Genomic DNA, 23,533 nt, shown 5'->3' with positions numbered 1-23,533 from the left:
GGCGGCGCCAGGTCGGCCGGGGCGGCGGAGGCACCCGGCGGCGGGGCCAGGGGCTCCGAGGTGACCGGGCCGGACGGCATGGCCGGCACGACGGGCTCCAGGGCCGCCTGGGGTCCCGGGGCGAGGCGGCCGCGGGTCGGACCTTCGAGGCGCTGGGAGGCGCAGGCGCCGAGGCCGGCGGCGAGCGCGAGGACGGCAGCTGTCGACAGGAGCGAACGCGGCATCGATGACAAATTCCGAGCAGGAGCGGGATCGGGGCCTGGAATCCCCGGTTCGAGTCTGCGTCACCGGCAATTGCGCTGGCGGCAAGGCATCGCCCGCGGCCCATGCGGGATTTGGGGGGACGGCCCGAGATTTGGCGGCCGGTGTGGCGTTCGTGCCGCACGGGGTCTCGGAGGCTTTGGGCCGCGCCGGTTCGGGGAGCCACGGGCCTCTCTCCACGCGGCACGGGTCGGAGCGCGGAACGCGTGATCCGGGCGCCGGTCGCGACGCAATGTGGCGACAATCGAGCGAAAGTCGTCGGATCGATCCTCATCTGTGATCGTCAGTAGATCGGCAGGTCTTCGAGTCCGTGTCCAGTTTCGGCGCAATCTGGCCGTAGAAACGCCGAGTCCACCCGTTGGAATCGGACCCTGACGGCCGACGGATTCGGAAGCCGCCAGCCGCACCCGGGATGGTGCGGAACGAAGGGCCGGCAGCCGCGCCGGCCCCGTGGAGCGGATGGCGCCGAGCATGGCTGAAGCTGCCGAGAGATCCCCGCCGATGCCGCCGTCGCGGCCCGCCCTCCGGGGCCTCCTCGCGGCGGCGCTCCTGCTCGGCGGCGGAGCCGGTGGATTCGCGCTTTGGTCCCGAGCGCCGGTCGAAGGCCCGCCCGCGACGATCGAGACAGCCGCGCATGTGCCCGCGCCGGTGGCGCCGCGAACCCCGGCACCCGAGGGGGCCGAGGCCGAGCGCGGTGCCAATGTCGCGCTGAGGGCCCCCGAGGAAGGCCCGGCGGCCGAGACCCTCGCGGCGGCCCCGCCGGAGACGGTCGCCGAAGCGGCGCGCGCCCCGGGCCCCGCAGCGGAGGCTCCGCCGGCCCCCGTCGATCCGGCCTCGGCGACGCCCCCCCTCACCGCGCGATGGGTGCCGCTCCCCGTGCCGCGCCCGCCGGAATTCCGGGCCGGGCGGCTGACCGCGCGGGCGCCGCGCGCGCCTTCGGCCCGCACCACCAGCGCCGCGCCGCCGCCGGAGGACACGCGCTCCTTCATCGAGAAGCTGTTCGGGGTCGAGAGCCCGGAGCCGCCGCGGCTCGCCTACGCCGCCCTGGAGACGAAGCCCGTCGACAACGTCTTCCGGCAGGCCCTGAGCGCCCTCCCGCCCAGCGGAGCGGGCGGGGTCGCCGTCTACGACATCCGCGCCCGGATCGTGACCCTGCCGAACGGCGAGAAGCTCGAGGCCCATTCGGGCCTGGGCGAGGCCATGGACAATCCCGGTCACGTGCATGTGCGCATGAAGGGGCCGACGCCCCTCGGCACCTACGACATTCGCGAGCGCGAGCAGCCCTTCCACGGCGTCCGCGCCTTGCGCCTGACGCCCGTGGGCGGCCCCGAGGCCGTCCACGGCCGCGTCGGCCTCCTCGCCCACACCTACATGCTGGGCCCGAGCGGGGCCTCGAACGGCTGCGTCTCGTTCCGCGATTACGAGAAATTCCTGCAGGCCTATCTGCGCGGCGAGGTCCAGCGCCTCGTCGTGGTGGCGGGGGGATAGGACCATCCCCTCCCCGATGTCGGTCGGGTATCCGACACAAGAGGGGGGATCGTTGAAGTTTTCCCGCGCGACCCGATGCGGCCACGCACGTAATCCCGTAGGGTCCTCCGGTCGCGGCCCTGGATCGGCGTTCCGCGCTTGAGAGACAGAGTGTGCTCCCGCCCTGATGCCGGAGAGCGCTGTGGCTCGCTACTACTTCGACATCCACGATGGGTCCTTCCGGCTGGACGAGGACGGCGTCGAATGCGCCGACTTCGACGAGGTCCGCCGCGAGGCCAAGCGCACCCTGCCCGAGATCGCCCGGGAGATCCTGCCGGAGGATGGCGACCACCACACGATCACCTGTCGCGTGCGCGACGAGCGCAACGAGACGGTCTACACGGCGACCCTCATCTTCAACGGCTTCAGCACGCGCGCCGGGGAGCGGTGATCCGCGCCGCAGAACGGGACGGTTCCCAGGCCCGGCTCAGGGCCGGGCCTGCGCCCGGGCGATGACCTTCGACGCGTGCCAGGCCTGCCCCCCGACCGTCGGCACATGGAAGGCCGCGAGGGCGCCGATAGGCGACCGGGCGGGCTTCGCCGAGCGTCCCGCCGTGCAGATCATCGACGTCGCGACGAAGAGGAAGACCGCCACGGGAAACCCCAGGCTGACCGGCCTGTCCGCCAACCCTGTGGGATGTCCGTGCACGTCCCACCGCACGGCAATCCGGCCCGCCGGGACGCCGGCGCGGCCGAGATGACCGACCGCCGCGAGGATCAGCAGCGTCGCGAGGGATGCGACGAGGCCGAGCCCGCGAAACATCCGGGTCATGGTCCGCTCTCGATCCCGGACGCGGCGCGATTCAGCGAGCTTACCGGAAGAAGCCCGGTGCTGGGTGACGGCTGGAAACGTCCGGGATGGCCGGATCGCCGCCCGTTCGCTTCGCGGCGGGTTCGCGGTGAAGGGGGCGTCGCGGTCCCGGTCGTGCCCCGGCGCATCGGACGCGACCGTCCGCCTGGCCTCGGACCAGACCCCGCGTTTCGCATCGCGCAAACGTGAGACGGTTGTCCCAAGGCGTGCCGGCAAACCCTGGGCCTCGCGGGGGGAACGGCACCTTGATTTTCATCGGAGCCGCCAAACTTCGCTCGTGGTGCCGGGGCGCGAGCCTTGCTTGCGCAGGGGGCATTGCCCGCTTCACGACGCTGTCGGCAACAGGCAGGCGGCCCGATCCGTCCGATGGCGCCGGCCCTGCGGCGAGGGAAACGTTGATGAACGACATGACGATCGACAAGACGAATACCCAATCGTACCCGATGGAAGGCAAGTGCCCCTTCGGAGGCGATCGCATCGGCGGGGCCCAGGGCAGCCGCCCGACCCTCGAGAACTGGTATCCGCACCGCCTCAGGGTCGAAGTCCTGCACCAGAACGGGCTCGCGGCCGATCCGCTCGGCCCGGATTTCGACTACGGCGCAGCGTTCCGGACGATCGATCTCGACGCGCTCAAGAGCGACATCAAGCAGTTCCTGACCTCGTCGGTGGCCTGGTGGCCGTCGGATTACGGCAATTACGGCCCGCAGATGATCCGCATGGCCTGGCACTCGGCCGGCACCTACCGCATCGCGGACGGGCGCGGCGGGGCCGGCACCGGAATGCAGCGGTTCGCCCCGATCTCGAGCTGGTGGGACAACGGCAACACCGACAAGTCGCGCCGCCTCCTGCAGCCGATCAAGCACAAGTACGGCAACGCGCTGTCCTGGGCCGACCTGATGGTGCTGACCGGCAACTGCGCCCTGGAGATCATGGGCCTGCCGACCTACGGCTTCGCCGGCGGGCGCCTCGACGCCTGGGAGGCGGACGACGCCACCTACTGGGGCCCCGAGGTCGTCGAGATGGGCTCGGTGTCGAGCTTCGACGAGATGGTCAACCGCGATCAGCGCTGGCGCGGCAAGAACGGCGAGCCCGACTACGACCTGGAGAACCCGCTCGCCGCCTCGCACCAGTCGCTGATCTACGTGAACCCCGAGGGGCCCTACGCGAATGGCGACCCGCAGGGGTCCGCCAACGACATCCGCGTCACCTTCAGCCGCATGGCCATGAACGACGAGGAGACCGTCGCGCTGATCGCCGGCGGCCACGCCTTCGGCAAGAGCCACGGCATGACCCCCGCCAAGGAGATCGGACCGCCGCCGGAAATGGCGCCGATGGAAGCGATGGGCCTGGGCTGGCACAACCCGAAGGGCAGTGGTTCGGGCAAGGATACCATGACCAACGGCATCGAGGGCAGCTGGACCCCGAATCCGACCCAGTGGGACAACGCCTACCTCGAAAACCTCTTCAAGTTCGACTGGGAGCAGACCAAGAGCCCCGCCGGCGCCCTGCAATGGACCCCGAAGGACCCGAACGCACCGAAGACCCCCGACGCCCACGTCGCGGGGCAGATGCATCCCCTCATGATGATGACCTCCGACATCGCCCTGAAGGTCGATCCGGAATACCGCAAGGTCTGTGAGAAGTTCCTGCACGACTTCGACGCCTTCACCCAGGCCTTCTCGAAGGCGTGGTACAAGCTCACCCACCGCGACATGGGGCCCAAGCACCGCTACCTCGGCCCGGAGGTGACGATCGAGGACGGCCTGCTCTGGCAGGACCCGATCCCCGATGCCGCCTACGGCCTGGTCGGCGCGGCCGAGATTTCGGCGCTCAAGCAGGCGATCCTGGCCACCCACGTCACGGTCTCCGACCTGGCCTTCACGGCCTTCTCGGCCGCCGCGACCTACCGCGACAGCGACAAGCGCGGCGGTGCCAATGGCGGACGGCTCGCCCTCGCTCCGCAGAAGGACTGGGCCGTCAATCGCCGGGCCGCGCCGGTGGTCGAGGCGCTGCGCGGGGTGATGACCGCGTTCCATGCGGGCCGCAGCGACGGCAAGCAGGTCTCGCTCGCCGATCTGATCGTGCTCGCCGGCTGCGTCGCCGTGGAGAAAGCGGCCAAGGATGCCGGGGTCGAGACGGTGGTGCCGTTCACGCCGGGCCGGGTCGACACGACCCAGGAGCTGACCGACATCGAGATGTTCGAGTGGCTGAAGCCCGTGGTGGACGGCTTCCGCAACTATGTCGATGACGGGTTCGGGGCCATGGCGCCGAGCCTATCGCCGGAGGAGATGTTCCTCGACCGGGCCAACCTGCTGACGCTGACGGCACCGGAATGGGTGGTGCTGACGGGCGGCCTGCGCGCCCTCAACGCCAATCACGACGGATCGAGCCGGGGCATCTTCACCGATCGGGTGGGCGTGCTGACGACGGACTTCTTTCGGACCCTGACCGACACGAACCTGGTCTGGGACAAGGCGGATGCCGCCGGGACGGCCTTCACCCTCAAGGATCGCGACAGCGGCCAGGTCAGGTTCGAGGCCACGCGCAACGATCTCGTCTTCGGCTCCAACGCGCAGCTGCGCAACATCGCCGATGCCTATGCGGGCAGCGACGGTCAGCAGCGCTTCGTCGCGGACTTCGTGCGGGTCTGGGACAAGGTCATGATGCTCGACCGTTACGACGTAAAGGGTCACCGCCGCTACGGACCCATGGCGGCCTGACCGGCGGCCGTCGCGCGGAGCGTCCTCGCTCCCGTCCCCGTGTCCCCGGGGGCGGGGGCCGCCGGGACGGGACGACAAGACGCGACGTGGGATTGCCGGAGGGCGTCTCACCGCGCGGTCGCAGCGGCCTCGTCATCGGCACGGGGTCGGGCGTCGGGTCCGATCCCGGTCCCGCCCCTAGGGCGCGATCCCGTCGATCGTCAGCCGCAGGTGCCTGGGTCCGCGCAGGGCCGAACCCGGGCGGTAGGGCGGCGGGTCCGCCGTCAGGCGCGGGTTCTTTAGGCGGCGGGTCAGCGCGACCAGGGCGGCCTCGACCTCGAAGCGGGCGAGCGGCGCGCCGACGCAGTAATGCAGGCTGCCGCCGAAGCCGAGATGGCGGTTGTCGGGCCGGTCCGGGTCGAAGCGGTCGGGCTCGGCATAGACCTCGGGGTCGCGGTTGCCGGAGGCCAGCAGCAGCACCAGGGGCGCGCCCTCGGGGATCGTGACGCCGTCCCGGTTGATCGGGCACAGGGTCTTGCGCGTGCGGAACTGGACCGGCGGCTCGTAGCGCAGGAGTTCCTCCACCACGCGCGGGGCCCGGCTCGGGTCCTCGCGCAGGCGGCGCAACTCCTCGGGATGGCGCAGCAGCGTCAGCATGCCGTTGGTGATGAGGTTCACCGTGGTCTCGTGCCCGGCCACCAGCATCAGGATCGCGGTGGCGATGAGGTCGAAGTCGCTCATGCGGCCGTGGCCCTCGACGCCCTCCGTCGCCAGCCCCGAGAGCATGTCGTCCCTGGGGTCCTTGCGCTTCTTCGCGATCAGGCCCTGCATGTATTCGGAGATGGCGTCGAAGGTGCGGCTGTTCTCGGCCCGCAGGTCGTCGTCCTGCAGAGTGTCGGGCTCCAGGGCGGTGGCGAGCTGCGTCGCCCAGCCGTGGAACTGCGCCTCGTCTTCCGGCGGAATGCCGAGGAGTTCGCAGATCACCGTCACGGGGAGCGGGTAGGCGAGGTCGTCCACGATATCGATCGTCTTCGCGTCGCCGAGCCTGTCGAGGATCTCGTCCACGAGGACGTGCGAGCGCGCCCGCAGGGCCTGGACCCGCTGCGGGGTGAATTGCTGCATCACCGCGGCGCGCAGCTGGTCGTGGTCCGGCGGATCGCGGAAGATGAAGGGCCGGTGGGTGTCGGTGATGTGGTCGCGCACCGGCTTCACCAGCCAATCCTTGAGCGGGTTGCCGGTCTTCGGCCGGTCGGCGGGCGGCAGGGTCTCCGAGCTCACCCGCGGGTCGTGCAGCAGGCTCGCGATCGCCGCGTGGGAGGCGGCCACGTAGGTGCCGTCCTCCTGGCGCGAGACCGGGCATTCCCGCAGGCGGGCGAAGAGCGGGTACGGGTCCGTCCGGGCGGCCTCGTCCTTGATCTGCGCGAACAGGGTGGGATCGGTCATGCCTTGTCCTTGTCGGCCGGTTCGGGAAAGGCCGGCGGCAGCACGGCGAAGGGGCCGGCATCGACGCCGCCGGGCTCCGGCGGGAACGGGGCGCCGGCCGCGATGTGCTCGGCATAGGTCGGGAGCCAGCGGGCGCAGTCGAAGGCCACGGCGGCGATGCAGCGGCCCTCCCGGCCGTAGACCGCCAGGAACCGCCCCTCCTTGAGGCTGCCCCGGGCCACGACGAAGCCGTCGGCGCCCTCGGTCAGGCCCACCGACTTGAGGGTGATGCCGCCCTGGCTCGACCAGAAGGCCGGGACCTCGGCGTAGGGCTCGGGCGCGACGCCGGCCAGCAGCCGCCCGGCATGCCGGCCCTGCGCCACGGCGTGGCCCCAATGCTCCAGGGCGATGCGCCGGCCGGGATAGAGCGGGTGCGGAAAGCGGGCGACGTCGCCGGCGGCCGCGATCCGGGTGTCGGGCCGCTCCGACCCGTCGAGGACGTAGCCCTGCGCGTCGCAGTCGATCCCGCCCTCATCGAAGGCGAGGCCGGAGCCGGCGAGCCAGCCGGTGTTGCGCACGGCGCCGAGGGCCACCACCACAACGTCGGCCGGCAGCCGGGTGCCGTCGGCGAGGCGCACGGCGGCGACCCGGCCGGCGTCGTCATCCTCCAGGGCCGCGACCTTCACGCCGCTGCGGATGGTGGTGCCGAGGCTGGCATGCAGCGCCTCGACCACGGAGCCGAGATGCCGGCCCAGCACCTTCGCCAGCAGGGTCGGGCCGGTCTCGACCAGGGTGACGGGCAGATCGAGGGTCCGGCACGAGGCCGCGACCTCGCAGCCGATGAAGCCGCCGCCGATGATGACGACGTGGTCCGGCCCGGCGGCGAGGTCGCGCCGCAGGGCCTTGGCGTCGTCGCGCCCGCGCAGGGTGTGCACCCCCGCCAGACCCGCTTCCGCGGCGTTCGGCCAGGCCCTCGCCGAGGCGCCGGTGGCGATGAGGAGTCGGTCGTAGGGCACCGCCTCGCCGCTGGCGAGGGTCACCGTGCGCCGGCTCCGGTCGAGCTGCGTCGCCGGGTCGCCGAAGCGCCAGTCGGCCTCGAGGGTCTCGAGATTCGGCAGGGCCGTGGCATCGGCCGGGACCTCGCCGGTGAGCACCGCCTTCGAGAGCGGCGGCCGGTCGTAGGGCCGGTGGGGCTCCGCCCCGATGATCGTCAGGGGCCCGGCGAAACCCGCCTGCCGCAGGCTCTCGGCCCCGCGCAGGCCGGCGAGGGAGGCGCCGACCACCACGGCACGCGACGGTCCATCGGTCATCGGGAGACGGCCCCGGCATCCTCGACGCGGATGGCCTGGACCGGGCAGGCGATGCGGGCGCGCTCGACGTCGTCGCGGGCGCTCGCCGTGGGCGCCGGGTCGTAGTGCAGGGCCTCGCGGCCCTTCAGGACGAAGTGGTCGGGCGCCGCGTAGCAGCACTGGGCGTAGGCCTGGCACAGGTTCAGGTCGACGGTGACCCGCAGGCCGCCGGCGGCGCGCCGGGCATCGGCGCTCGGCCGGTCGTGGGGGGGAAGATCGGACATGCTTGCGCAATGTGCCCGGGCGCTCCGGAGTTCCGCCCCGGGCGGCGCGGTGTGGGGACGCGCCCACGCGACGTCCACGGGCCGGGGATCATCCGGGGCGCCGGGGCGCAGGCCCCGCACGGGCCGCCGGTGATGCGCATGGGCCACAGGGCGGCGGGAAGCGGAGCCGTTCGGCTCCCGGCACTTGTCATACTATAACATCTGCGCCACGAAACATTATAACGTTGGTGACGAGGTGGGCGCGTGCGGCGATCGCGGATGGTGTGGGCCGGGGCGGCCCTGGCGGGTGTCTCGGCGGGAGCCGGGCTCGGGGTGACGTCCGCGGCGGCGCAGCAGGCCCAGGCGACCCTGGAGGAGCTCAGCGTCACCTCGCCGAGCCCGATCCAGCCCGCGTCCGGGACGGGGGTCCCGGGCTCCGGGGCGGCCTTCCCGGTCGGCGTGCTCCCGGTGGTGACCAACACCTATTCGCCGGTCACGGTCGTCACGCAGCAGCAGATCGCCCGCGACCAACCCCGCACCCTCGGGGACGCCCTGTTCGACCGGCCCGGCATCTCCTCCTCGACCTACGCGCCGGGGGCGGCCAGCCGGCCGATCATCCGCGGCCTGGACAACGCCCGGGTGCGCATCCAGGAGAACGGCGTCATCAACAACGGCGTCTCCGACCTCGGCGAGGACCACGCCGTCCCGGTCAATCCCCTGGTCAGCGACCGCATCGAGGTGATCCGGGGGCCCGCCACCCTGCGCTACGGCTCCGGGGCGATCGGCGGCGTCGTCTCGGCCGAGAACAACCGGGTCCCGACCTTCATCCCGGCGAACGGGGTCTCGGGGCAGGTCACCACCGGATTCTCCAGCGTCGACAACGGGCGGCTCGGCGCCGCGACCGTGGATGCCGGCAAGGACGGCATCGCGGTCCATGCCGACGGCTTCCGAAGCGCCACGGACAGCTACGCCATCCCGGGCGGCATCCAGCGCAACTCGGCCACCGAGTCCCAGGGCGGCTCCGTCGGCATCTCGGCCATCGGCGACCGCGGCTTCGTGGGCATCTCGTTCAGCCACTACGACGCGCTCTACCAGATCCCCGGCGGCGAGGCGGCCGAGAGCCGGACCCGCCTCGACCCGCGCCAGGACCGGGTCCTCGCCCGGGGCGAGTACCGGCCCCTCGACGGCCCGCTGGAGGTGATCCGGTTCTGGGCCGGCGGCTCGGTCTACCGGCACGACGAGCGCGGCATCGGTGCGGACGGCATCGACGGCATCCAGGCCACCTTCAAGAGCCGGGAGGCGGAGGGGCGCATCGAGGCCCAGCACGTGCCCGTCTTCACCCCCCTCGGCACGCTGACGGGCGCCCTCGGCGTGCAGACCGGCCGGCGCGTGCTGAACACCCAGGGCGAGGGCTTCCTGCCGCCGACGGAATCGCGCTCGAACGCGGTCTATCTCTTCGAGCAGCTCGATCTCGGCCGGGGCCTGCGCCTGCAGGCGGCCGGGCGCATCGAGGGCGCGCGCTCCGCCAGCACCGCGGTGGACTTCCCGAGCGACTACCTGCCGGTGGTGGGGCAGGACCCCGCCTCCTTCGGCCTGACGCGCCGGTTCGCGCCCAAGAGCGCGAGCGTCGGCGCCCTGCAGGACCTGCCCTACGGCTTCGTGGCCAGCGTCAATGGCTCCTACGTGGAGCGGGCGCCCACCGCCTACGAGCTGTTCTCGCAGGGGCCGCACGACGCCACCGAGACCTTCGAGATCGGCGATCCGCGCCTGAAGCTCGAGCGCGCCCGCACGGTGGAGATGAGCCTGCGCCGGGCGCAAGGGCCGCTGCGCCTCGACGCCACCGGCTACTACACCCGCTACACGGGATTCATCTACAAGCGCGACACGGGCAACCGCTGCGACGACGACTTCGCCTCCTGCGGGATCGGGGACGAACTCCGGCAGATCGTCTACTCGCAGCAGAACGCCACCTTCTACGGGGCGGAGATCGCCGCGCAGCTCGACCTGATCCCGGTGGGCGACGGCTGGGCCGGCATCGAGGCGCAGTACGACTTCGTCCGGGCGCAGTTCGACGACGGCTCCTACGTGCCGCGGATTCCGCCCCACCGCCTCGGCGGCGGCGTCTTCCTGGCGACCGACGGCTGGTTCGCCCGGGTCAACCTGCTGCACGCCTTCGACCACGTCGAGATCGCGCCCTTGGAGACGGTGACGCCCGGCTGGAACGACCTGCGCGCCGAGGTGAGCTACACCAAGACCGTGGACCCGGCGATCTACGGCGCGAGCGCGTTCACCCTCGGCCTGCAGGGGCGCAACCTGCTGAACGACGACATCCGCAACTCGGCCTCGTTCAAGAAGGACGAGATCCTGCTGCCCGGCCGCAACGTGCGCCTGTTCCTGACGGCGCGGTTCTAAGGTCCGGCCGGTCCATCGCCGGGGGCGGCCGGTCCATCGCCGGAGGCGGGAAGATAAAAGCCGACGCGGGGCGCCGGACGTGCTAGAAGAAGCCAACCCCGCACGAACCCGTGCCCTGGGCAAATCCATGAGGCCCAAGTGGCAAATGCGTTCAAGAGCGGTGCATCCCAGTCACGCTCGACCAATGACTTCAACGAGCGCGCGAAGCTCCTGTCCGAGCGCCTGGGCGCCATCGAGAAGCCGGTGCAGATGAAGCGCGCCAACGCGCCGCGCCGCACCTTCAAGGCTGGGCCGCGTCCCGAGGGCGAGACCACCGAGCCGGCCGAGGCCCAGACCGAGGGTCACGAGACCGCCGAGACCGAGAATGAGGACGGCGAGACGGACAACCACGAGTCCGGGGACCGCCGCGAGGCCTGAGGCTCCGGCCCGGCTTGCCCGACCCTCCAGCAAAAAGGGCCGACGCAGCGCGGCGGCCCTTTTTCGTGTCCGGGACCGGGCGCCGCCGCGGATGGGCGGCGCGTTGGTACGGGCTAGCGGCGCGCCTTGGCCTTGCGGGCTGCGTAGCGGGCGTCGCGAGCCGCCTTCTTGGCGGCGAGCTCGGCGGCCTTCGCCTCGGCCGCGGCCAGGGCCTCGGCCTCCTCGCGGGCGATCTGCGCGGCGAGCTCGGCCTCCTCGCGGGCCCGCTTCTCCGCCGCCGCGGCCTTCTCGGCGGCGATCCGGGCAGCCTCGCGCTCGCGGGCGCGCTCTTCGCGGGCGCGGGCGACCTCGGCGCGGGCCTGCGCCTTGGCGATCATCTCCGGATCGTCGGCCGGAGGACGGGCCTTGAATTTTTCCAGCAGCATCTGCTTGGCGCTGAGGGAGTTCTTGCGGCGGTCGTCGAAATTCCTGTAGTCGAAGGCGCCCATCTGACCTTTCTCATGTGGTGTGTCGCCCGCATCCGGCGTGGAGCACGCGCGGCATGGGGCCGTGAAGCGAATCAAATTTTCGGCTAGTTTTGCATCGCAGCAGCCCCATGCCTGACGGACTGCCGGGAATCAACAGAAGCCGCCCCTCGGAGAGCGGCTTCCGTCGGGTTGTTGACACGATGCCTCAGTCGGGGTCGGCCTCACTTGAGACGCATCGCGGGTCCGGTGTCAGGCGACCGGGATCAGGCGGCCTGGAGGTTGCCGGCCGACTGCTTGCCGGTGCGGCGGTCATTCTCGATCTCGTAGGAGACCTTCTGACCCTCGATCAGGTTGCGCATCCCGGCGCGCTCCACGGCGGAGATGTGGACGAACACGTCCTTGCCGCCGTCATCGGGCTGGATGAAGCCGTAGCCCTTGGTCTCGTTGAACCATTTCACGGTACCCGTGCTCATGGTGCTGTTCTCCTGAAACGTTGCTGTGCCTGCCATCGGCTGCCCGGCACCCGCGTGCAGACGCGCGGGCGCCCGAGGCGCAGGGTCTTCGAATGGGATGTGATCGAAGCGGCACCCGCGATCGGGACTGGCGGGCAGTCCCGATGAAATGGCGGGTGTGCGACCCGGTGAAATCCGGCCATGGTGCGATGGTTACGAAAGTAGGAAGCCTGCGACGCAAGGACAAGGCGCAAGGCCAAGCCGGGTTCCCTGAACGACGGCCGAAACCCGTCCCCCTGCGGCGAACCGCGCAACCGGCGCTGCCCCTGGGGGCGGCGGGGCCCGCCGTGGTTGCTGCACCGGCGCCGGGACGGTAGGCTGCGGACCGGATTAAGGGGGTCGAAGGGGACCCCAACCAGGATGGGATGCGGGACCGCCGGCGGGGCCGCGGTCCGATGAAGGGGATGGGATGGCGGGGCCTGCGCTGCAGCGACCAGAGCCGGGGACGCGACCGCGCCCGGCTCGCGGGAACGGCCATTCGTGACTCGAATTCGGGGGCGGGTTCGTGGCGCATCGGTCTGGAGGCTCGCCGCCGGCGCGTGGTCGCTGGCGCTCGGCCTGGCCGTGGGCGGCCTCGCGGCCGGGCCGGCCGCGGCCTTCGACCTCTTCGGCCTGTTCGGTTCCGAGGAGGAGCCGCCCGCCCCGAGCGCCGGCGCCCTGCCCTACACGGTCAAGGTCTCGGGCGTCGATGACGACGACGTCCTGCGCGCGCTCCAGGACACCTCGACCCTGTACCGCCTGCGCCAGGAGGCGCCGCCGGACGGCGAGGGCCTGGTCCGCCGGGCGGAGGCCGACCAGCGCCGCCTCGCGGACGTGCTCTCCGGCTATGGTTACTACCAGGGCACGGTGACGATCCGCATCGACGGCGTCGTGCTGACGGGCGAGTCCACCGTCGTGGCCGCCGCCCGCGCCGCGGAGGCCTCACGGTCGCGCGCCCTGGTTCCGGTCAAGATCGTGGTCGATCCCGGCCCGCTCTACACCCTGCGCTCGGTCGCGGCCCGGGACCCCCGGGGCAACCCCTTCCCCGAGGAGGTCCTGCCCGGGCGCTTCACCCGCGCCGGCGAGGACGTGCCCGCCCGCTCGGCCACGGTGCTGGCCCGCGAGGCCAGGATCGTCGACCGCTTCCGCGCGCTGGGCCACCCCTTCGCCAAGGCCGTCGCCCGCGATCCCGTGGTGGACGACGCGGCCCATGTCATGGACGTGACCTTCACGATCGATCCGGGGCCGATCGCCGGCCTCGGCGAAGTCGCGGTGCGCGGCACGCAGGACATCGACCCGGCGGTGGTGCGCTCGTTCATCTATGCCGAGCCGGGCGACCCCTATTCGCCCAAGGCCGTCTCCGACATCCGGCGCTCGGTGGCCAAGGTCGAGGGCCTGGGCTCGATCCGGGTGCGCGAGGGCGAGACCCTCGACCCCTCCGGCAACCTGCCGATCTTCGTCGACGTCACCGAGCGGGAGAAGAACCTAATCGGCGTCGCCGCCCGTTACTCCACCGTCGACGGCCCCGGCATCCGGGCCTACTACGCCAACCGCAACCTGTTCGGCGGCGGCGAGACCTTCCGGGTCGACGCCGACATCTACTACCTGGGCAACGACCTCTACGCCAAGCAGCGCAAGGCCGCCGGCATCGACTCGAACGGGCTGGGCGGACGCCTCTCCGCCACCTTCGTCAAGCCGGCCCTCTGGGGCACCCGCAACGACTTCATCGCCAACGTCTTCGCCGGCCGCGAGGCGCAGCAATCCTATGTCAGCGACGCCGCCGGCGGCACGGTGGCCCTGCGTCACCGCTTCTCGGACAGCTTCTTCGCGCAGATCGGCGTCGACGGGCAGGCCGGGCGCTCGCAGGACGCCCTCGGCAAGGTCGATTATCGGCTCGTGGGCGTGCCGCTCTCGGTGAGCTACGATTCCACCGACAACCTGCTCGACCCGACCGAAGGCGTGCGCCTCACCGCCTCGGCGACGCCCTATGCGGGCTTCCTCGGCTCCGATCCGTCGATCTTCGTCGCCAAGGCGCAGGGCTCGACCTACTACGCCTTCGACGACGAGGCCCGCTACATCCTGGCCGGCCGCATCGGCTTCGGCTCGATCTCGGGGGCGAACCTCGAGGACATCCCGGCCAACATCCGGTTCTTCGCCGGCGGCGGCGGCTCGGTGCGCGGCTTCCCCTACCGGACGCTGGGGCCGCGCGGACCCTTCAACCTGCCCATCGGCGGGCGCAGCCTGCTCGAAGCCTCGGTGGAGGCGCGCATCAAGGTCACGGACACGATCGGCGTGGTGCCCTTCATCGACGCCGGCACCGCCTTCGCCGGCAGCCTGCCCGATTTCGACGAGCGCATCCGCTACGCGGTCGGCCTCGGCCTGCGCTACTACACCGGCATCGGCCCGATCCGCGTCGACGTCGCCTTCCCGATGGACCGCATCAAGGGCAACCGCGAGCGCCCGGTGGCCCTGTACATCAGCCTGGGGCAGTCCTTCTGATGGGAATCTGGAAGCGTCCGGGCGCGCGCATCGCCGCCGCCATCCTGTGCCTCGCGATTCTCGCCGCGAGCCCGGCCACCCTCACCCGGGCCGACGAGGGCGAGAAGACCGTGCTCGGCGGGCTCCTGTCGAAGGCCCTGTCGACGCCGGGCTCCCGCGTCGCCATCGGGGCGGTCGACGGCGCCCTGTCCTCCGACGCCACGATCCGCGACGTGGCGATCAGCGACGCCAACGGCGTCTGGCTGAAGCTCGACCGGGCCCGGCTGGTCTGGCGCCGCCTCGCCCTGCTGTCGGGCCGTCTCGAGGTGGAGAGCCTGGAGGTCGGGCGCCTCGAAGTCCTGCGCCGGCCCCTCCCCGCCCCGGTCTCGGCGACGCCGGAGCCCGACGGATCGCTGCTCCCCGACCTGCCGGTGAATGTGGAGGTGAAGGCCTTCCGCCTCGCCGAACTCGTCCTCGGCGAAGCCCTGGCCGGGCAGCCGGCCCGCCTGACCGCCCAGGGCCGGGCGAAGCTCGGCGCCCCGGCGGAAGGCCTCGACCTCGACGTCGCTGTCCGGCGCCTCGACGCCGAGGGCCGCTTCGGGGCGCGGCTGCTCTTCGTGCCGAAGGGCGAGACGCTGGAATTGAAGGCCACCCTGGTGGAGCCCGCCGGCGGGCTCCTCTCGAAGGCCGCCAACCTGCCCGGCACGCCGCCGATCAATCTCGACCTCGACGGGCGCGGCACCCTGGATTCCTGGAACGCCCGCCTCGACTTCGATGCCGGGCCGGACCTCGGCGCCCGCGGCACCGCGCGGATCTCCCGCATCGGCGCCGAGCGCCGGCTCGCCCTCGACCTCGCCTCGCGGATCGAGGGGCTGCTGCCCGGACCGGCCGCCGCGATCTTCTCCGGCACCACCAAGCTCGAGGGCGGCCTGCGCTTCGCCGACAGCGGCGCCTTCGGCATCGACCGCCTGGACCTGACCTCGCGCACCGCCCGGCTCGACGCCCGGGGCACCCTCACGGCCGACCGGGTCGCGGATTTCCTCGTCTCCGCCCGGGCCGTGCCCACCGAGGGCGGTGTCACCAGGGCGGCGGATGCCGAACTCGACACCCTGATCTTCGACGGAAGCCTGAAGGGTCCGGTGGCGCGACCCACCGTCAACGGCACGCTGAAGGCCGCGGGCCTGCGCGCCGGCGGCTCCGCCCTGGAGCGGATCGACGCCACCCTGTCGATGCTGCCGACCGGACCCGACCCCGCCGCGGCCCGCTTCGCCCTCGCGGCCGATGCCAAGGTCGACGGCCTGCGCCTCGCCGACCCGGCCCTGCGCCGCGCCATCGGAACCCGGGCCGCGCTGACCTTCCGCGGCACCCTGCAGCCCGACAACGTCCTCGACGTCGCCGAGCTCAAGCTCGACGGGCCGACCGCCAGGGCCGCCTATGCGGGCCGGATCGGCCAGAACACCCTCGACGGAACGGTGGACGCGGCGCTCTCCGACCTCGCGGCCTTCTCGGAGGTCGCCGGAAGGCCCCTCGCCGGCACCCTGACGGCGCGGGCCGCGCTCACCGGCGACCCCGCCCGCAAGGCGGTCGGTGCCGATCTCGACCTGCGCACCAGCGGCCTCGTCCTCTCGCTCCCCGCCCTCGACCGCACCCTGGGGCCCGCGCCGCGCTTCAGCGGCCGGCTCTCGCAGGTCTATGACGGCTACGCCTTCGAGGGCGCCCGCTTCGAGGGGGCCGAGATCGTCGGACGCCTCGACGGCCGCGCCACCGCGCGCCTCGCCGACGCCAAGCTCGTGGTCGACCTGAAGGACCTCTCGACCCTCGATCCGAAGCTCGCCGGGCGCGCCCTCCTCGACGGGCGGCTGACCGGCACCCTGGAGAAGCCCGACCTCACCGCCACCTTGACGGCGGGCGAGGCCCGCGCCCTCGGCCGGCCGCTGCGCGACCTGCGGGTCGAGGCCGCCCTGACGGACCTCACGGGGGCCCTCGACGGCACCCTGCGCCTCTCCGGCGACGTCGCCGGCAAGGCGCTCACGGGCGACGCGCATGTCGCCCGCCGCACGCCCGACGACTGGTTGCTCGACCGCCTCGCCTTCCGGCTCGGCTCCGTCGCCCTCGACGGCCGCGCCGCCGTCGATGCCCGGACCCTGCTCGGCGAGGGCGCCCTCACCCTCGCGGCCGGCAACCTCGACGACCTCGCGCCCCTCGCCCTGACGCAGATGGCGGGCCGTCTCGACGCCGCCGTCACCCTGTCGCGGGCCGGTGGGCGCCAGGACGCCGCCGTCCGGGCGACCGGGACGTCGCTGCGCTTCGGCGAGACCGGGCTGTCGCGGCTCGAGGCCGACCTGACCGGGCGCGACCTGCTGGCCCGGCCCATCGTCGACGGCCGGGTCAATGCCGACCGGATCGTCGCGGCCGGGCAGAGCCTCGACACGATCCGCCTCGTGGCGGTGGGCGCGCCCAGTGCCAGCGACATCACCCTCACGGCGAAGGCGCGCGGCTTCGACCTCGACGGCGCCGCCCGCCTCGTGCCCGGCGAGCGCACCCGCATCGATCTGGCGCGCTTCTCCGCCGCCCGGGGCGGAGACCGGCTGGCACTGGCCGGCCCCGCCAGCGTGACCCTCGACGGCGGCTCGGCAGCGATCGACAATCTCGTGGTGGCCGCCGGCAGCGGCCGGCTCAGCCTGTCCGGCCGGGTCGGGCAGGCCCTCGACCTCAAGCTCGGCATCCGCGCCCTCCCCCTGGCGCTGGCCCGGATCGCCGCGCCCGGCCTCGCCCTGACCGGCACCCTCGACGGCGAAGCGGACCTGCGCGGCTCCGCCGACCGTCCGGAGGGGCGCTACGCCCTCACGGTCGCCCGCCTCGTCACCCCCGAGACCCGCAAGGCCGGCCTGCCGCCCATCGACGCCCGGGCGAGCGGGACGGTGAGCGACGGCCGCGCCGGCATCGACGGGCGGGTCTCCGCCGGGCGCGGTGCCGAGGTGGCGATCACCGGCTCCCTGCCCGTGGCCCCCGGGGAGGCCCTGGCGGTGAAGCTGCGCGGCACCCTGGATGCGGCGCTCGCCAACAGCCTGCTCAGCGTCGGCGGCCAGCGCGTCGCCGGACGCATCGCCCTCGATGCCGGCGTGACCGGCACCCTGGCCGCCCCGCGGGCCGAGGGCGCCGCCACGCTCACGGGTGGCTCCTTCACCGATCCGCTCCAGGGCATCCGCCTGACCAACGTCGAGGGCCGGGTGACGGGGCGCGGCGACACCCTGGTGGTGGAGCGCCTGACCGCGCAGACCCGCAACGGCGGCACCCTGCGGGGCGACGGCCGCGTGGCGCTGGAGCCCGCCGCCGGCTTCCCGGGCACGCTCCGGCTCACCGCCGAGCGGGCCGAACTCGTCTCGAGCCCGCTGATGACCGCGGTGGCGAGCCTCAACCTCGCCCTGACGGGACCGCTGGCCCGGACCCCGAGGGTCGCCGGCCGGATCGACCTCCTCTCCGTGGACGTCTCGGTGCCGGACCGCCTGCCCGCCACCGTGCAGCCCCTGCCCGAGATCCGCCGGGTGAACACGCCGCCGGAGGTGCGCGCCCGCCTTGCCGCCCGGGCCGACCGTCGCGCCAGGATCGCGGCCCTGGGCAAGCGCGGCAAGGCCGCCCCGCCCTTCGACGCCACCCTGGACATCGCGGTGAACGCCCCGAACCGCATCTTCGTGCGCGGCCGCGGCATCGACGCCGAACTCGGCGGCGCCCTGCGGCTCACGGGCTCGTCGCGCGATCCCGTCGCGACGGGCGATTTCGAGATGCGGCGCGGGCGCCTCAGCGTCGTCGGCCAGCGCCTCGACTTCACCCGGGGCCGCCTCACCTTCGGCGGCGAGATCGCCACCCCGGACCTCGACTTCATCGCCGAGACCAAGGCGGCCGAGGTCACGGCGCGCATCGCCGTGACGGGGCCGGCCAACCAGCCGAGCTTCCTCCTCACCTCCGACCCGAGCCTGCCGCAGGACGAGGTGCTGTCGCGCCTGCTGTTCAAGAAGGCCTCGGGGGGCCTGTCGCCGTTCCAGGCGCTGCAGCTCGCGCAGGCCGTGGCCCAGTTCTCCGGCGGGGCCGGCGGCGTCGACGTGTTCGAGCAGGCGCGCAAGGGCCTCGGGCTCGACAGCCTCGACGTCTCCACCGGCGCCAGTGGCGGGCCGGCGCTCGGCGCCTCGCGCTATCTCAGCGACCGCCTCAGCGTCGGCGTCAAGGCGGGCGCCAAGCCGGCCGACACCGCGGCGACGGTGGATTACGACGTGACCCGGCGGGTCAAGATCCAGGGCGAGGCCGGCAGCGACGGCCGCACCGCCGTGGGCGTCGGGGCCGAGTGGGAATATTGAGGCTCAGCGCGTCAGCCAGAGCGACTGGCCGATGCCGCTCAGCGGCTCGTGGAAATGCGTGACCAGGACGATCGCCCAGAGCATGCCGAGAAGCGTGGTCAGGGCGACGAGGATCACCTCGCCGGAATCGCGCAGCCGCAGGAACCGCCGGGCGGCCTTGGGGGGTTGGGTCTCGCTGCGTGGCCGTGCCATTCCGTCTCCGGGTCGGGCGTGTCGCTCGGGCCGGACGCCGCAAGGCACGGGCCACGGCTTCCGCCGGGCGCCCGCCTCGCGCATCCGTGACTCCCACATCCCGCTGGAAACGCCGTCGTGTCCGCTCCGTCCCTGCTGATCTATCCCGATCCCCGCCTGCGCCGCCCGGCCGAGCCGGTCACCGAATTCGACGACGCCCTGCGGGCCTCGGCCGCGGATCTCGAGGCGGTGATGCTGGCGGTCTCGGCGCTGGGCCTCACCCTGCCGCATATCGGCCGGGCTCAGCGCCTGGTGCTGCTGCGGATGGAGCCCGGCGAGCCGATCACGGCCTATGTCAATCCGGAGATCGTCTGGGCCTCACCCGAGCGCGGCCCGCAGCAGGAGGGCAGCGTCTCCATGCCGGGCGTGATGGACGTGGTCGACCGGGCGGCGCGGGTCCGGGTCCGCTACCGCAGCCTCGACGGCGCCGAGGGCGAGGAGGCGGCGGAAGGGTTCCGCGCGGCCTGCCTCCAGCACGAGATCGACCAGCTCGACGGCATCTTCTGGATCGAGCGCCTGTCCCGCCTGCGCCGGGAGCGCGCGATCAAGCGCTTCGCCAAGTTGCGCCACTCCGGTGGCTGAACGCGCCACCGGCGTGGTGCGGTTTGCGATGCCGCGCGTTATAGCCCGGCGGCCCGCCCGGGCGGCCGCCCCGCCGAGATTCGACCCGATGCCTGCGCTTCGCCCCGCCCTGCTCGCCCTGGCGCTCGCCTGCCCGACGCTTTCTCCTGCCGCGGCGGCCCAGCCGGCTCCGGCCCCGGCGGTCGGATGCCCTTCGCTCGCCAACCTCCGGCTGCTCCTGCGTCAGAGCAAGGACGATGCGGCCGCGGCGGTGGTTCTCCTCGGCGACGACAAGGCCGACCATCTCGGCTGCGCGGCCATCCCCCGCGACACGGTGGCGGGGATCGCCGAGCACCTGACCCTGAACGGCAGCGCCTATGATTGCCTGACCCTGCGGACCACGAGCATCTGCCACTGGGTCGTCGCCGGCACGGCGAAGCCCGTGGAGGCGGGGCCGAAGCCCCGCGCGGGTGACAAGCCGCGGCCCTCCGACAAGCCGGCGCCGGCCGACCGGTCCCCGCCACCCGAGAAGGCACGCCGATGACCCGTCAGCTCCGCCCCGGTCCCCTGGGCGCCGTCCTCCTGGCAACCCTTCTCGGCGCCGCCGCGTCGGCAGGGGTCTTGACGGCAAGGGTCGCGACGGCGAACGCGCAGCCGGCCGAACCGACCGACGTCGTGGCCTGCAAGACCCTGGTCGAGCTGCGGGTCCTGATGGCCCAGGGCGACCGGGCCGCGGCCGAAGCGGCCCTGCCCCAGCATCCGGGCTGCCGCCGGATTTCCCGCGCGCGGATCGGCGCCGCCGAGCACCGCGCCATGGTGGGCGGTGCGCCGTTCGAATGCCTCGGGGTGGCGGGTGAGAGCGCATGCGCCTGGGTGATGCCCTGACGTGCCCTACCGAAGACGAAGGAGAGAGGATGACGAGGATGGGATGGACCGGGCCGGCGCTCGCCGCGGCACTCGCGCTGGCGGCGTCCGGAGCCGCGGCACAGGGCGAATCGACGCCGATCCAGAGTCCGCAGGACGCCGCCTGCCGGAACGAGGCGCGGAGCCGGGTGTTCTCGACGCCCGATCCGAAGGGGCTCGGCCTCTACGCGATCGGCCGGCAGCTCTACTTCGCCTGCATGAAGCGCGCGCAACCCGGACCGCGCCGGCGCGAGCGGGCGCGCGCGTCCTGAAGGACGAAAAGCGCCCTGCGGGGCGCTCAGACGCTGAGCGGCGCGCCGATTCGGGCCCGCAGGACGTGCCGGAGATTCTCGTTGTCGTTGGTGTCCGCGTCGAGGGCGGCCATCAGGCGGAGCAGCCGGCTGATCGGCGTGGTGCGGTCCTGGACCGCCGCGTCGATGAGCGTCCGCAGGGAGGTCGGCTCGCCGACCGGATGCGGTTTCGAGGTCGTCTGGGCCGACTGGAGCATGGTCCGGGGATCCGTGGCGAGATCGAGGGCGTGATCGGGCGCGATCACGGCCGGCCTGCTACGCCATCCCCGGGGCCTCGGCTAGAGTTTTTTGCCATCTATCCATAGCCGGCACGCAATCCTGCTCTGCGTGCGGGAACAAAACGGGATTAAGCGGGAAATGTGTGGATCGCGTCAGATCCCACGCCCTGGTCGCCCGTTTGCCACGGCGGTTGCCCGAATCGACATCGTGCCCCGCGCCGGTCACTTCGCAAGAGGCGACGCGGCGTAGCCGTCGAGGAGATCCTGCGGGTCCTTGTAGATCGCGATGCAGCCGGCCTCGTTGAGACCGGCCTCCGGAAAGCCGCCGCAGAGGACGCCGATGGTCCGCAATCCGGCCTTTCCGGCGGCCTCGGCGTCGTAGGGCGTGTCGCCGATCACGATCGCCTCGGCGGCCGTCAGGGGGGCGAGCGTCTTCAGGGCGGCCTGGAAGATGTCGGGGAAGGGCTTCGAACGCTCGACGTCGTCGGAGCTCACGACGACGTCGGTGAGGTCCTCGATCTGCATCAGCGCCTGATAATGCTCGACCTCCTTTGCCTTGCCCGACGAGGCCAGGGCGACGGTCAGGCCCTCGCGCTTCAGGCGCTCGAACAGGGCCCGCACGCCGGGAAAGGGCTTCACCTTCGGCAGGTAGTCGCGCTTGAACAGGTCCGAGCGGTAGGCCTCGATGGTCTCGCCCTCGCGCGCGATCCGCGCCGCGTCGAGGAAGACCGGGAGGAGCTGGTCGCCGCCCTTGCCGATCTGGCTGCGGGCCGCGTCGTGGCTGACGGTGACGCCGAAATGCGCGAAGGCGTCGACCCAGGCCTGGGCATGCAGGTCGACGCTGTCGAGCAGGGTGCCGTCGATATCGAAGATGGCCGCCCGTACGGTCTTGGTCATCGCGTCGTCCCGAACCGGTTCGGCGCCGGGCCGTGTGCCGACGCTCCGTCGAGCGAACGGATGGCCACCCGGGCTGTTCCGCCCGGATGGCGCGATTCGCCGGTCCGATCAGCGCGGGAAGATCTGCAGGCCGTCATCCGGGAGCAGGTTGCGGGCCGGGCCGCCGGTCTGCTGGCCGCGGCCCTGCTGGTAGTAGGGCAGCTCGGGCCGGCGATCGTTGTCGCCGCCCGAATCGTACTCGTAGGGGCGGCTCCACGGCGCGCGGCCGCCGACGCCGCCGGTGGTGTCGACGTCGATGAGGGCCGGGCCGCCGCGCAAGCCGGCGGGGGACGCCACGGCGCCGATGGGCAGGCCGGCCAGGCCGAGGGCCAGGAGGGTGGCGATCGTCGTCTTCATGGAAGCCTCGCGGGAGGATGCGCGCGGCCGTCCGGACCGCGTGCGCGTGTCGGGGTCTGGCCTGACAACGGTCAAGGTTCCGCTTCGTTCCGGCCCCGCCCGAGGGGGCATGTCCGCGGCGCCGGCCCCTCGCGGTCCGGTTTCGTGGCCGTTTCCCGGACCCAGCGGAAAGCCCGCCCCGCCGGTCCGGCGAAGCGGGCTTGATCTCTTCGTCCGATGGCGGGGCCGGAGCGCTCCGGCCGCGCGCCTCAATGCACGGTGGCGGCGTTCTCGACGGCGCGGGCGCGGGCCGGGGCCCGCGGGGTCTTCGTGGCGGCGGCCTTGCTCACCGGAGCCTTGCTCACAGGAGCCTTGCCTGCCGGCGCCTTGGCCGTCGCCGCCTTGGCCGTCGCGGCCTTGGTGGTGGCGGCCTTGGCCGTCTTCGTCTCGGTGGCGGCCTTCAGCTTGGTCTCGACCTTGGCGCCGGCGCTGCGGCTGCGGCTCGGCTTGGCCTTCAGGCTCTCGGCGAGCACCGCGGCCGGGCTGGCCGACAGGGTGACGTCCGCCGCGGCGGTCTGGATGACCTCGACGCCCATCCGCGACGGGGTCAGGATCTCGTTCTCGGCGCGCAGCCAGTGCGCGTCGGCGTGGCCGTGCAGGCGGCCTTCGTCTTCCCAAATGTAATAGGCGCGCTCGCGCACCTGCTGCTCGAAGGGGGTCATGGTCTCTCCTCGTCCGGTCGGTCCGACGTCCCGGGCGAGGATGAAACCGGATGGTTAAGCGGACGTTAACCGGCCCCGCTCAGCCCTTGGACAGGCGGCGGGCATTGGCCTGCACCGTCCGGCGGTAGCCGGCCACGACACGGGCGGTGGAGCCGCCGGTGGCGATCAGCAGGGCGGCCTCGTTGGCGGCCATGATCTTCTCGGTGATCATGCGGTGGACCTCCGCCTGCGCCGCGGCGCCGCCCGTCGACAGCTTGGCGAGCCGCAGGCCGATGACCTCCTGCGATTCCAGGGCGAGCAGGGTCGCGTCCATGCCGAGCTTCCACCAGGAACCGAACATCAGCATCCACTCTTCAAGACGGTCTCGTTGCGAATCGGGTTCGGCGCGGCGCCGCGGCCCGGCCGCACGGGAACGCGCCCGCGCCG

General features: G+C 72.7%; 23 protein-coding genes and 1 pseudogene. 11 read left to right on the top strand and 13 right to left on the bottom strand.

The annotated features are described in order from the left end of the window. Window positions 1–224: pseudogene (locus AC3WLN_RS14525) on the bottom strand (AprI/Inh family metalloprotease inhibitor); the annotation flags it as partial. A 508-nt stretch (window positions 225–732) separates the two neighbouring features. On the opposite strand from AC3WLN_RS14525, the gene AC3WLN_RS14520 reads away from it, so the two are divergent. Together AC3WLN_RS14520 and AC3WLN_RS14515 are read left to right on the top strand one after the other, a co-directional pair. Next, window positions 733–1,749 carry a DUF2778 domain-containing protein gene (locus AC3WLN_RS14520; RefSeq protein ID WP_492482307.1) on the top strand — a complete coding sequence of 339 codons (1,017 nt, stop codon included), beginning with the start codon at window positions 733–735 and terminating at the stop codon, window positions 1,747–1,749. A 181-nt stretch (window positions 1,750–1,930) separates the two neighbouring features. Next, window positions 1,931–2,179, top strand: coding sequence for a DUF6894 family protein (locus tag AC3WLN_RS14515; RefSeq protein ID WP_492482306.1), 249 nt, complete (start codon window positions 1,931–1,933; stop codon window positions 2,177–2,179). Window positions 2,180–2,215: 36 nt separating this feature from the next. On the opposite strand, the gene AC3WLN_RS14510 is transcribed toward AC3WLN_RS14515, so the two are convergent. Further along, entirely contained in the window at window positions 2,216–2,560 is a 345-nt protein-coding gene (locus tag AC3WLN_RS14510; RefSeq protein WP_492482304.1) for a hypothetical protein, read from the bottom strand. A gap of 437 nt (window positions 2,561–2,997) precedes the next feature. On the opposite strand from AC3WLN_RS14510, the gene katG reads away from it, so the two are divergent. Continuing rightward, complete coding sequence (gene katG, locus AC3WLN_RS14505; protein ID WP_492482302.1) at window positions 2,998–5,319, top strand: catalase/peroxidase HPI; 2,322 nt, start codon at window positions 2,998–3,000, stop codon at window positions 5,317–5,319. Between the two features lie 177 nt (window positions 5,320–5,496). Here the strand turns inward: katG and AC3WLN_RS14500 are convergent, their stop codons facing one another. Genes AC3WLN_RS14500 through AC3WLN_RS14490 form a run of 3 tightly spaced genes read right to left on the bottom strand, consistent with a single transcriptional unit; the run spans window position 5,497 to window position 8,293 of the window. Next, window positions 5,497–6,741, bottom strand: coding sequence for a cytochrome P450 (locus AC3WLN_RS14500; RefSeq protein ID WP_492482300.1), 1,245 nt, complete (start codon window positions 6,739–6,741; stop codon window positions 5,497–5,499). After that, on the bottom strand, window positions 6,738–8,030 hold the full coding sequence (locus AC3WLN_RS14495; RefSeq protein WP_492482298.1) for an NAD(P)/FAD-dependent oxidoreductase: 1,293 nt from the start codon (window positions 8,028–8,030) through the stop codon (window positions 6,738–6,740). The genes AC3WLN_RS14500 and AC3WLN_RS14495 overlap by 4 nt, the downstream gene beginning before the upstream one ends. Then, window positions 8,027–8,293 carry a ferredoxin gene (locus AC3WLN_RS14490; RefSeq protein ID WP_492482296.1) on the bottom strand — a complete coding sequence of 89 codons (267 nt, stop codon included), beginning with the start codon at window positions 8,291–8,293 and terminating at the stop codon, window positions 8,027–8,029. The genes AC3WLN_RS14495 and AC3WLN_RS14490 overlap by 4 nt, the downstream gene beginning before the upstream one ends. Window positions 8,294–8,551: 258 nt before the next feature. On the opposite strand from AC3WLN_RS14490, the gene AC3WLN_RS14485 reads away from it, so the two are divergent. Continuing rightward, window positions 8,552–10,684 (top strand): TonB-dependent receptor, encoded by a 2,133-nt coding sequence (locus AC3WLN_RS14485; protein ID WP_492482294.1) that lies wholly within the window; start codon window positions 8,552–8,554, stop codon window positions 10,682–10,684. Window positions 10,685–10,822: 138 nt separating this feature from the next. Then, window positions 10,823–11,101: a hypothetical protein gene (locus tag AC3WLN_RS14480; RefSeq protein ID WP_492482292.1), complete on the top strand. Its 279-nt coding sequence runs from the start codon at window positions 10,823–10,825 to the stop codon at window positions 11,099–11,101. 113 nt (window positions 11,102–11,214) lie between these two features. On the opposite strand, the gene AC3WLN_RS14475 is transcribed toward AC3WLN_RS14480, so the two are convergent. Both AC3WLN_RS14475 and AC3WLN_RS14470 read right to left on the bottom strand, forming a co-directional pair. Further along, complete coding sequence (locus tag AC3WLN_RS14475) at window positions 11,215–11,589, bottom strand: DUF6481 family protein (RefSeq protein WP_492482290.1); 375 nt, start codon at window positions 11,587–11,589, stop codon at window positions 11,215–11,217. Window positions 11,590–11,831: 242 nt separating this feature from the next. Continuing rightward, entirely contained in the window at window positions 11,832–12,041 is a 210-nt protein-coding gene (locus AC3WLN_RS14470; protein ID WP_055952791.1) for a cold-shock protein, read from the bottom strand. 585 nt (window positions 12,042–12,626) lie between these two features. Here AC3WLN_RS14470 and AC3WLN_RS14465 point away from each other — a divergent pair. After that, window positions 12,627–14,558, top strand: a complete 1,932-nt coding sequence (locus AC3WLN_RS14465) for an autotransporter assembly complex protein TamA (protein ID WP_492482312.1) — start codon at window positions 12,627–12,629, stop codon at window positions 14,556–14,558. Beyond that, window positions 14,558–18,889, top strand: a complete 4,332-nt coding sequence (locus AC3WLN_RS14460) for a translocation/assembly module TamB domain-containing protein (RefSeq protein ID WP_492482287.1) — start codon at window positions 14,558–14,560, stop codon at window positions 18,887–18,889. Before AC3WLN_RS14465 ends, AC3WLN_RS14460 begins: the two co-directional genes overlap by 1 nt. 3 nt (window positions 18,890–18,892) lie before the next feature. Here the strand turns inward: AC3WLN_RS14460 and AC3WLN_RS14455 are convergent, their stop codons facing one another. Then, complete coding sequence (locus AC3WLN_RS14455) at window positions 18,893–19,081, bottom strand: hypothetical protein (protein ID WP_492482285.1); 189 nt, start codon at window positions 19,079–19,081, stop codon at window positions 18,893–18,895. A 117-nt stretch (window positions 19,082–19,198) separates the two neighbouring features. On the opposite strand from AC3WLN_RS14455, the gene AC3WLN_RS14450 reads away from it, so the two are divergent. From AC3WLN_RS14450 to AC3WLN_RS14435, 4 genes are all read left to right on the top strand, one after another. Next, window positions 19,199–19,702 (top strand): peptide deformylase, encoded by a 504-nt coding sequence (locus tag AC3WLN_RS14450; protein ID WP_492482284.1) that lies wholly within the window; start codon window positions 19,199–19,201, stop codon window positions 19,700–19,702. Window positions 19,703–19,790: 88 nt separating this feature from the next. After that, complete coding sequence (locus AC3WLN_RS14445; RefSeq protein WP_492482282.1) at window positions 19,791–20,225, top strand: hypothetical protein; 435 nt, start codon at window positions 19,791–19,793, stop codon at window positions 20,223–20,225. Continuing rightward, window positions 20,222–20,566, top strand: coding sequence for a hypothetical protein (locus AC3WLN_RS14440; protein ID WP_492482280.1), 345 nt, complete (start codon window positions 20,222–20,224; stop codon window positions 20,564–20,566). The genes AC3WLN_RS14445 and AC3WLN_RS14440 overlap by 4 nt, the downstream gene beginning before the upstream one ends. A gap of 29 nt (window positions 20,567–20,595) precedes the next feature. Beyond that, complete coding sequence (locus AC3WLN_RS14435; protein WP_492482278.1) at window positions 20,596–20,856, top strand: hypothetical protein; 261 nt, start codon at window positions 20,596–20,598, stop codon at window positions 20,854–20,856. Between the two features lie 26 nt (window positions 20,857–20,882). Here AC3WLN_RS14435 and AC3WLN_RS14430 read toward each other — a convergent pair whose 3' ends face one another. The 5 genes from AC3WLN_RS14430 to AC3WLN_RS14410 form a co-directional block, all read right to left on the bottom strand. Continuing rightward, the gene (locus AC3WLN_RS14430) at window positions 20,883–21,140 is read right to left on the bottom strand and encodes a hypothetical protein (RefSeq protein WP_492482276.1); all 258 of its coding nucleotides are present in this window, start codon (window positions 21,138–21,140) and stop codon (window positions 20,883–20,885) included. A gap of 195 nt (window positions 21,141–21,335) precedes the next feature. Beyond that, window positions 21,336–22,010: an HAD family hydrolase gene (locus tag AC3WLN_RS14425; RefSeq protein WP_492482275.1), complete on the bottom strand. Its 675-nt coding sequence runs from the start codon at window positions 22,008–22,010 to the stop codon at window positions 21,336–21,338. Window positions 22,011–22,118: 108 nt separating this feature from the next. Further along, the gene (locus AC3WLN_RS14420) at window positions 22,119–22,406 is read right to left on the bottom strand and encodes a hypothetical protein (RefSeq protein WP_492482273.1); all 288 of its coding nucleotides are present in this window, start codon (window positions 22,404–22,406) and stop codon (window positions 22,119–22,121) included. A 248-nt stretch (window positions 22,407–22,654) separates the two neighbouring features. Continuing rightward, window positions 22,655–23,107, bottom strand: a complete 453-nt coding sequence (locus tag AC3WLN_RS14415; RefSeq protein WP_492482271.1) for a DUF2934 domain-containing protein — start codon at window positions 23,105–23,107, stop codon at window positions 22,655–22,657. 79 nt (window positions 23,108–23,186) lie between these two features. Then, window positions 23,187–23,447, bottom strand: coding sequence for a hypothetical protein (locus tag AC3WLN_RS14410; RefSeq protein ID WP_492482269.1), 261 nt, complete (start codon window positions 23,445–23,447; stop codon window positions 23,187–23,189). Between the last annotated feature and the right edge of the window lie 86 nt (window positions 23,448–23,533).

The sequence above is a fragment of the Methylobacterium sp. FW306-05-D genome, from assembly GCF_058782155.1.
This window is presented reverse-complemented; position numbering and strand designations above follow the sequence as displayed.

What these genes read in the sequence shown, in the direction of transcription:
- AC3WLN_RS14475 (WP_492482290.1), bottom strand. Translation starts at nt 11,589, where the DNA reads ATGGGCGCCTTCGACTACAGGAATTTCGACGACCGCCGCAAGAACTCC.
- AC3WLN_RS14445 (WP_492482282.1), top strand. Translation starts at nt 19,791, where the DNA reads ATGCCTGCGCTTCGCCCCGCCCTGCTCGCCCTGGCGCTCGCCTGCCCG.
- AC3WLN_RS14420 (WP_492482273.1), bottom strand. Translation starts at nt 22,406, where the DNA reads ATGAAGACGACGATCGCCACCCTCCTGGCCCTCGGCCTGGCCGGCCTG.
- AC3WLN_RS14410 (WP_492482269.1), bottom strand. Translation starts at nt 23,447, where the DNA reads ATGTTCGGTTCCTGGTGGAAGCTCGGCATGGACGCGACCCTGCTCGCC.
- AC3WLN_RS14440 (WP_492482280.1), top strand. Translation starts at nt 20,222, where the DNA reads ATGACCCGTCAGCTCCGCCCCGGTCCCCTGGGCGCCGTCCTCCTGGCA.
- AC3WLN_RS14510 (WP_492482304.1), bottom strand. Translation starts at nt 2,560, where the DNA reads ATGACCCGGATGTTTCGCGGGCTCGGCCTCGTCGCATCCCTCGCGACG.
- AC3WLN_RS14490 (WP_492482296.1), bottom strand. Translation starts at nt 8,293, where the DNA reads ATGTCCGATCTTCCCCCCCACGACCGGCCGAGCGCCGATGCCCGGCGC.
- katG (WP_492482302.1), top strand. Translation starts at nt 2,998, where the DNA reads ATGAACGACATGACGATCGACAAGACGAATACCCAATCGTACCCGATG.
- AC3WLN_RS14470 (WP_055952791.1), bottom strand. Translation starts at nt 12,041, where the DNA reads ATGAGCACGGGTACCGTGAAATGGTTCAACGAGACCAAGGGCTACGGC.
- AC3WLN_RS14500 (WP_492482300.1), bottom strand. Translation starts at nt 6,741, where the DNA reads ATGACCGATCCCACCCTGTTCGCGCAGATCAAGGACGAGGCCGCCCGG.
- AC3WLN_RS14455 (WP_492482285.1), bottom strand. Translation starts at nt 19,081, where the DNA reads ATGGCACGGCCACGCAGCGAGACCCAACCCCCCAAGGCCGCCCGGCGG.
- AC3WLN_RS14415 (WP_492482271.1), bottom strand. Translation starts at nt 23,107, where the DNA reads ATGACCCCCTTCGAGCAGCAGGTGCGCGAGCGCGCCTATTACATTTGG.
- AC3WLN_RS14460 (WP_492482287.1), top strand. Translation starts at nt 14,558, where the DNA reads ATGGGAATCTGGAAGCGTCCGGGCGCGCGCATCGCCGCCGCCATCCTG.
- AC3WLN_RS14495 (WP_492482298.1), bottom strand. Translation starts at nt 8,030, where the DNA reads ATGACCGATGGACCGTCGCGTGCCGTGGTGGTCGGCGCCTCCCTCGCC.
- AC3WLN_RS14435 (WP_492482278.1), top strand. Translation starts at nt 20,596, where the DNA reads ATGACGAGGATGGGATGGACCGGGCCGGCGCTCGCCGCGGCACTCGCG.
- AC3WLN_RS14520 (WP_492482307.1), top strand. Translation starts at nt 733, where the DNA reads ATGGCTGAAGCTGCCGAGAGATCCCCGCCGATGCCGCCGTCGCGGCCC.
- AC3WLN_RS14425 (WP_492482275.1), bottom strand. Translation starts at nt 22,010, where the DNA reads ATGACCAAGACCGTACGGGCGGCCATCTTCGATATCGACGGCACCCTG.
- AC3WLN_RS14485 (WP_492482294.1), top strand. Translation starts at nt 8,552, where the DNA reads ATGGTGTGGGCCGGGGCGGCCCTGGCGGGTGTCTCGGCGGGAGCCGGG.